Annotated in this window: 8 protein-coding genes; 7 read left to right on the top strand and 1 reads right to left on the bottom strand. The window is 67.7% G+C overall.

Going from position 1 to position 7,338, the window contains the following annotated elements:
* The first annotated feature begins 390 nt into the window (after nt 1–390).
* The 3 genes from INR38_RS26960 to amt are packed head-to-tail and all read left to right on the top strand — an operon-like array spanning nt 391 to nt 2,889.
* Entirely contained in the window at nt 391–1,122 is a 732-nt protein-coding gene (locus INR38_RS26960) for a TorF family putative porin (RefSeq protein WP_013800176.1), read from the top strand.
* 23 nt (nt 1,123–1,145) lie between these two features.
* Nucleotides 1,146–1,484, top strand: a complete 339-nt coding sequence (locus INR38_RS26955) for a P-II family nitrogen regulator (RefSeq protein WP_012202241.1) — start codon at nt 1,146–1,148, stop codon at nt 1,482–1,484.
* A gap of 31 nt (nt 1,485–1,515) precedes the next feature.
* The gene (gene amt / locus INR38_RS26950) at nt 1,516–2,889 is read left to right on the top strand and encodes an ammonium transporter (protein ID WP_170962109.1); all 1,374 of its coding nucleotides are present in this window, start codon (nt 1,516–1,518) and stop codon (nt 2,887–2,889) included.
* 16 nt (nt 2,890–2,905) lie between these two features.
* Here amt and INR38_RS26945 read toward each other — a convergent pair whose 3' ends face one another.
* Nucleotides 2,906–3,043, bottom strand: coding sequence for a hypothetical protein (locus tag INR38_RS26945; protein WP_156179898.1), 138 nt, complete (start codon nt 3,041–3,043; stop codon nt 2,906–2,908).
* A gap of 38 nt (nt 3,044–3,081) precedes the next feature.
* Between INR38_RS26945 and glcE the strand changes: the two genes are divergently transcribed.
* From glcE to INR38_RS26925, 4 genes are all read left to right on the top strand, one after another.
* Nucleotides 3,082–4,236, top strand: coding sequence for a glycolate oxidase subunit GlcE (glcE, locus tag INR38_RS26940; RefSeq protein WP_207444444.1), 1,155 nt, complete (start codon nt 3,082–3,084; stop codon nt 4,234–4,236).
* 25 nt (nt 4,237–4,261) lie between these two features.
* Complete coding sequence (locus INR38_RS26935; RefSeq protein WP_012202244.1) at nt 4,262–5,044, top strand: YoaK family protein; 783 nt, start codon at nt 4,262–4,264, stop codon at nt 5,042–5,044.
* A gap of 61 nt (nt 5,045–5,105) precedes the next feature.
* Complete coding sequence (glcF, locus tag INR38_RS26930) at nt 5,106–6,356, top strand: glycolate oxidase subunit GlcF (protein ID WP_063328057.1); 1,251 nt, start codon at nt 5,106–5,108, stop codon at nt 6,354–6,356.
* A gap of 84 nt (nt 6,357–6,440) precedes the next feature.
* On the top strand, nt 6,441–7,307 hold the full coding sequence (locus tag INR38_RS26925; RefSeq protein ID WP_034397802.1) for a ProQ/FinO family protein: 867 nt from the start codon (nt 6,441–6,443) through the stop codon (nt 7,305–7,307).
* Nucleotides 7,308–7,338: the final 31 nt, after the last annotated feature.

The following is a 7,338-nucleotide window of genomic DNA, read 5'->3' as shown; positions in this document are numbered from 1 at the left end:
AGGGGTCGGAAATATCCTGGATATGTAAGCAATTACCTTATCTGGGATGCAAGGTGGTGTTTATTTGGAAAATCATCGATATCGGAATACCCCTATACAGGCGTTTTGAGAGTCCCTGCTTACAGTGCGTTCTAGCAATACCAGGCCTCTGAGGGCAGTGCAAGCAGGATTGCAGTGTGATATGCACTATCTTGGTGCATTTTTGATGATGCGCCATGTGAGTGCCCGCTATCGCCGCATCGGTGCACATTTTTTGCACAAAGCCGGTGCATCGCTGTGTGTTGCAGTGCCGCATTGGGGAGCCGGAAAGGCGCACGCCCCGGCATCAAAAGACTGGCACGGTCCGTGCTTAACCCGGTTGTCACGAAATTTTTCAAACCGGAGGATCCCATGTCCCGTGCCAGCCTCAAGTCGCTCGCCATCGCCTGTGTCGCCATCGCTCCGCTCTGGGCCCACGCCCAGCTCACGGCCAATGTGTCCCTGACGACGAACTACAAGTTCCGCGGACAGGACCAGGACACGGGACGCAACAAGGCCGTCAAGCCTGCCCTGCAGGGCGGTTTCGACTACACCTTCGGTGACAGCGGCTGGTACATCGGCAACTGGAACTCCAGCGTGGACTGGCTCCCCCGCAATTCGCTGGAAACCGATTTCTACGGCGGCTACAAGTTCAAGGCCGGCGAGGTGGACCTGGACTTCGGCGCGCTGCAGTACCTGTACTCGGGCAATTCCAGTGGCAACACCACCGAGCTGTATGGCGCGGCCACCTATGGACCGTTCACGGCCAAGTACTCGCACACCGTGTCCAAGGACTACTTCGGCTGGGCCGGCGAGAAGGCCGGCTCGGGACTGTCGGGCCGCAACACCGGCTACCTGTGGCTGGGCTTCACCCAGGAAGTGATGCCCAAGGTGACGGTCAAGGCATCGCTGGGCTTCACCCGCTTTGCCAGCGACATCAAGGGCCTGGGCGTGCCCAACTATATGGACTACAGCGTGGGCGGTGCCTACGATTTCGGCGACGGCGTGTCGCTGGGCGCGGCCGTGACGGGTGCGAACAAGAAGTCGTACTTCGGTGACGTCAACAAGGCGCGCCTGATCGTGACGCTGACCAAGACCCTGTAACCGGACCTGAGGAGCAAAGCATCATGAAACTGGTGACCGCCATCATCAAGCCCTTCAAGCTCGACGAGGTGCGCGAGGCGCTCTCCGACATCGGCGTGCAGGGCATCACCGTGACCGAAGTCAAGGGCTTCGGCCGCCAAAAGGGCCATACCGAGCTGTATCGCGGCGCGGAATACGTGGTCGATTTCCTGCCCAAGCTGCGCCTGGAGGCCGCCGTGCCCGACGCGCTGGTGGACCAGGTGATCGATGCCATCGAGGCCGCTGCGCGCACCGGCAAGATCGGTGACGGCAAGATCTTCGTGCTGCCCATCGAGCAGGCCGTCCGCATCCGTACCGGCGAGACCGGCGACAGCGCACTGTGAGTTTCAACCCCTCGTTTCCCGAAAGACTGCCATGACCAAACGACTTCTTTCCATGGGCCTGGGGCTGGGCCTGCTGGCCGCAGGCGCCGCTGCCCTGGCACAGGAGCCCGCCGCCGCTGCAGCCGTTGCCGATGCAGCCGCTGCAGCAGCCCCCGCCGCCGCGGCCGCAGCCGAGGCGCCGGCCCCCGCACTCAGCGCCGGTGACACGGCCTGGATGCTGACCTCGACCATGCTGGTGATCCTGATGGTGATCCCGGGCCTGGCACTGTTCTACGGCGGCCTGGTGCGCACGAAGAACATGCTGTCCGTGCTCTGCCAAGTCTTCGTGATCTTCTCGCTGATCACGCTGCTGTGGGCCGTCTACGGCTACTCGCTGACCTTTGCGGGCGAAGGCAACTTCTTCGGCGGCTTCAGCAAGATCTTCCTCAAGGGCATTGCACCCGACACGCTGGCCGGCGCGCTGCCGACCATTCCCGAGTACGTGTTCGTGGCCTTCCAGTCCACGTTCGCCGCCATCACCGTGGCCCTGATCGTCGGCGCCTTCGCCGAGCGCATCAAGTTCTCGGCCGTGATCCTGTTCTCGGTGCTGTGGTTCACCTTCAGCTACATCCCCATGGCCCACATGGTCTGGGGTGGCGGCCTGCTGGGCAAGGACGGCGCGCTGGACTTCGCCGGCGGCACCGTGGTGCACATCAACGCCGGTATCGCCGGTCTGGTGGGCTCCTACATGCTGGGCAAGCGCATCGGCTTCGGCCGCGAGGCACTGCCTCCGCACAGCCTGACGCTGACCATGGTCGGTGCCTCGCTGCTGTGGGTGGGCTGGTTCGGCTTCAACGCCGGCTCGGCAGGCGCTGCCAACGGCATTGCCGGCCTGGCCTTCATCAACACCATCGTCGCCACGGGCGCCGCCACCATCTCCTGGCTGGCTGCCGAAGCCCTGCACAAGGGCAAGGCCTCCATGCTGGGCGCCGCCTCGGGCGCCGTGGGCGGCCTGGTGGTCATCACCCCGGCGGCCGGCCTCGTGGGCCCCATGGGCGCCATCGTCATGGGCCTGATCGCCGGTCCCGTCTGCCTGTGGGGTGTGTCGGGCCTCAAGAAGCTGCTCAAGGTCGATGACGTCTGCGACGTGTTCGGCGTGCACGGTGTGGGCGGCATCCTGGGTGCCATCCTGACCGGCGTGTTCTGCGCTTCCAGCCTGGGCGGCATCGAGCCCGCAGACTTCAACATGGGCCATCAAGTGTGGGTGCAGGTCAAGAGCGTGCTGCTGACCATCGTCTGGTCCGGCGTGGTGGCTGGCATCTCCTACAAGATCTGCGACCTGGTCGTCGGCCTGCGCGTCAGCGAAGAATCCGAGCGCCAGGGCCTGGACATCACCACGCACGGCGAGGTGGCGTACTACCGCTGATCGGTTTCCAGGGAGTTCATTGCGGATTGGCCTCGGTGCTTGCACCGGGGCCTTTTTTGCTTTGGAGCCGCTGCAGAGATGGCGTCTTTGCCTTTTCGTCCCGGCTGTTTTGCGCCGCCCGCAGAACTTCAAGCGCGCCGTTCAAAAAATTCACGGGTCCGCACCGAGGCGCAAAAGGGCCCAGCCGCTACGATGCAGGCCATGGATTCAGCCCAAAGCCACCTCCTCCAGATCGCCCAGCGCGTGCGCGCTGCTGCGGCCGACGCCACGCCGCTGCGCATACGCGGCGGCGGCACCAAGGATTTTCACGGCCTGGCCCTGCAGGGCGAGCTGCTGGACACGCGGGCGCTGGCCGGCGTGGTCAGCTATGAGCCCAGCGAGCTGGTCGTGACCGTGCGCGCCGGCACGCCGCTGGCCGAGGTCGAGGCCCTGCTCGCGGCACAGGGCCAGTGCCTGGCCTTCGAGCCTCCGCATTTCGATGGAGACAGCAGCAACGCCACCGTGGGCGGTATGGTGGCCAGCGGCCTGTCTGGGCCAGCGCGCGCCAGCGTGGGCGCCGTGCGTGACTTCGTGCTGGGGCTGGAGATGATCAACGGCCAGGGCGAGCTGCTGCGCTACGGCGGGCAGGTCATGAAGAACGTGGCGGGCTACGACGTCTCGCGGCTGATGGCGGGCTCCTGGGGCGCGCTGGGCCTGATCACCGAGGTCAGCCTCAAGGTGCTGCCCGTGGCGCCGGCCGAGGCCACGCTGCGCTTCGAATGCACTCAGCAGCAGGCGCTGGACTGGCTCAATGCCTGGGGCGGGCAGCCGCTGCCGCTCAATGCCAGTTGCTGGCTGCAGGAAGAGGGCGCAGCCCAGGGCGTGCTGTACCTGCGCCTGCGCGGCGCACGTGCCGCCGTGCAGGCGGCCTGCGAGCGCCTGGGTGGCGAGCGTGTGCAGCGCATGGACCCTGTGCATGCCGCTGCCGACTGGCAGGCCTGCCGCGAGCAGCAGCTGCCCTGGTTCACCGCACGCGCGCCGGGCCATGCGCTGTGGCGCCTGTCCGTGCCGCAGACGGCTCCGGCCCTGGCGCTGCCGGACGGCTGCACGGGGCCGCTGATCGAATGGCACGGCGCACTGCGCTGGGTACAGGCGCCGCGTGCGCTGGGCCATGCGCTGCGCGCGCTGGCAAAAGCAGCGGGCGGATCGGCCACCTTGTTCCGCTCCGAGGCCGCAGACCAGCCCGGCGCCGAGCCCGATTTCGACGCCCAGGCGGCCGACGCCACGGCCGCGCTGCATGCGCGGCTCAAGCAGGCCTTCGATCCTGCGGGCATCTTCAACCGCGGCCGGCTGGCCGCCGCCTGGTAGGCCGGGCCAACGCCTGGCTCCGCCCATGCGCATGCGCCACCACCTGCACCTGCTCACGGACCGGCACCGCACGGTGGCCAGCAACCGCACGCTGGGCCTGCTGCTGGCCTTCAACGCGGGTGCGGTGAATGCGGGCGGCTTTTTGCTGGTGCACTCCTATACCTCGCACATGACGGGCTTTGTCTCGCTGCTGGCCGACAACCTCGTGCTGGGCAATACGGCGCTGGTGCTCAGTGCCTGCGGTGCGCTGCTGGCCTTTCTGTGCGGCGCGGCCGCGACGTCGCTGCTGGTCAACTGGGCGCGCCACCACCGGCTGCGCAGCAGCTATGCGCTGCCGCTGCTGCTGGAAGCCGCGCTGATGCTGCTCTTCGGCGTGCTGGGCGCGGCCATGCTGGCCTGGCCCACGCCGTTCGCCGTGCCGCTGGCCGTGCTGCTGCTGTCCTTCATCATGGGATTGCAGAACGCCACGGTGACCAAGATGTCGTCCTCGCAGATCCGCACCACGCACATGACGGGCGTGATCACCGACCTGGGCATGGAGCTGGGTCGAGCCCTTTACTGGAATCGCCATGGCAGCCCGCCCGAGCACCGGGTCCACGCCAACCATGTGCGGCTGCGGCTGTTCGCAGGGCTGTTGTCCATGTTCCTGCTGGGCGGCATTGCGGGTGCGCTGGGTTTCCGGCACCTGGGCTTTGTGTTCGTCGTGCCGCTGGCCGTGGTGCTGTGCCTGCTGTCCCTGCCGCCGCTGTGGGCCGACCGTGCGCGGCTGCCCCTGCTGCTGGGCCGGCGGGCCGCGCCTCGCGCGTGACCGCCGCGTCCGGCTGCCGCGCCTGACCGTTCCCCGATACCCATACAACAAGAGCCCCACCATGCAGACCCAACTCGCACCCCAGTACCGCGCCACGCCCGAGGGCCAGGAGGCCGAAGCCATTCTGCGCAAGTGCGTGCACTGCGGCTTTTGCACGGCCACCTGCCCGACCTACCAATTGCTGGGCGACGAGCTGGACGGGCCGCGTGGCCGCATCTACCTGATCAAGCAGGTGCTGGAGGGCGAGACGCCCACGCGCGCCACCCAGCAGCATCTGGACCGCTGCCTGACCTGCCGCAACTGCGAAAGTACCTGCCCCAGCGGCGTGCAGTACGGCCACCTGGTGGACATAGGCCGCAAGATCGTCGAGGAACAGGTGCCGCGCCCCTTCGGCGAGCGCGCCAAGCGCTGGGCGCTCAAGGAGGGGCTGAACTCGCCGCTGTTCGCCCCGGCCCTGAAGCTGGGCCAGGCCGTGCGCGGCCTGCTGCCCGAAGTCCTGGCCGAGAAAGTGCCCCAGCCGCAGGATGCGGGCGCCTGGCCCGTGCGCGAGCATGCGCGCAAGGTGCTGCTGCTGGCCGGATGCGTGCAGCCGGCCATGATGCCGCGCATCAACTTCGCCACCGCGCGCGTGCTGGATGCGGCCGGCATACAGACCGTGATCGCGCCCAAGGCCGGTTGCTGCGGCGCCGTGAAATTCCACCTCAACGACCAGGAAGGCGGCAAGGCGCAGATGCGCGCCAATATCGACGCCTGGTGGCCGCAGGTGGACAGCGGCGCGGTGGAGGCCATTGTCATGAATGCCTCGGGCTGCGGCGTCACCGTCAAGGAATACGGCCATCTGCTCAAGGACGATGCGCAGTACGCGGACAAGGCAGCCCGCATCAGCGCCCTCACGCGCGACCTGAGTGAGCTGTTGCCCGAACTCCTGCCCGAGCTGGCTGAGCGCCTGCAGGGCAGGGTGCGCGCACCGGCCGCGCCCATGGCCTACCACCCGCCCTGCACGCTGCAGCATGGGCAAAAGCTGCGCGGCGGCGTGGAAACCCATCTGGCCAGGCTGGGCTTCGAGCTGCGCGTGGCGCGCACCGAATCGCACCTGTGCTGCGGCTCGGCGGGAACCTACTCGGTGCTGCAGCCCGAACTCTCGCACCAGTTGCGCGACCGCAAGATCGGTGCGCTGACCGAAGGCTTCGATGCCCAGCGGCCCGCCGCCATCCTCTCGGCCAACATGGGCTGCATCGTCCACCTGCAAAACGGCACGGACCTGCCCGTGCGCCACTGGATAGAGGTGCTGGACGAGGCCCTGCTGGCCTGAGACCCGCCGCGTACCGACTGCGCATCTGTGCCTCCAGCGCGACGCCGTGGGGCCTATGCCCGCGCAAGCCTTTGCAATGCTGGCATGATGCGGGGTTTCGTTTTCTCCAAGCCCACGTGCTCCGCCATGACTGAATCCGTGTCTGAACCGCAAGAACAGAGCGCCGCGCTGCCGGCGGACGCCGCTGCCGGCACCGAGCCGCAGGCTGCAGCCAGCGCCGATGGCCAGGGCCGCAAGCGCTCGCGCCGTGGCGGACGTGGCCGCAACAAGGGCAAGGCCACCGAGCCTGCCGCCGATGCCGCATCCGGCACGGCCGCCAGTGCCGAGGCCAACGCTTCCAGGCCCGTGCGCACCCAGCACCCGCTGCTGGCGCAACTGGCCCAATGGCATCCGAACCTGTTCGGCGAGCAGCCGCTGCCGCTCAAGCGCGGCATCTTCGAAGACCTGCTGGCCGCCCATCCTGAAGCCATTGACCGCGACCAGCTCAAGCTGGCCCTGTCCCAGCACACGCGCTCGAGCCGCTACCTCACCGTGGTGGCCAGCGGCCAGGCCCGGCATGACCTGCAGGGCCAGTCGGTCGAGGCCATGGCGCCCGAGCATGTGCACCATGCGCTGATCGAAGTCTTCCGCCGCCGCCAGCACCGCTCGCCCGAAGACCTGGCGCCCAAGCTGCGCAACCGCATCATCGCGGCCTACGAGGCATCGGGCCTGTCGCGCGACGACTACGCGGCGCGCGTGCAAGGCCGTGACGAGGCCACCAACACCCTGGTGGCCGAGGCACTGGCCGAGGCCGATGCGCGCACCGCCCGCGACGAGGCGCTGCTGCGCGCCTTCGAGGCCAGCGGCCAGACCTCCGAAGCCGGCTTTGCCGACATGTACGGCATGAACCCGCGCCAGGTGGCGCAGCAGCTGGAACGCGCCCGCCGCCGCCTGCAGACGCAGGCGGCCTAGGCACAAGGACCGGCACCAAAGACCGGCAGCA

The sequence above is a fragment of the Delftia sp. SD018 genome, assembly GCF_017355445.1.
GTDB classification, from domain to species: Bacteria; Pseudomonadota; Gammaproteobacteria; order Burkholderiales; family Burkholderiaceae_C; genus Comamonas; species Comamonas acidovorans.
The sequence above is the reverse complement of the archived record's forward strand: the minus strand, read 5'-3'. Positions and strand labels throughout refer to the sequence as shown.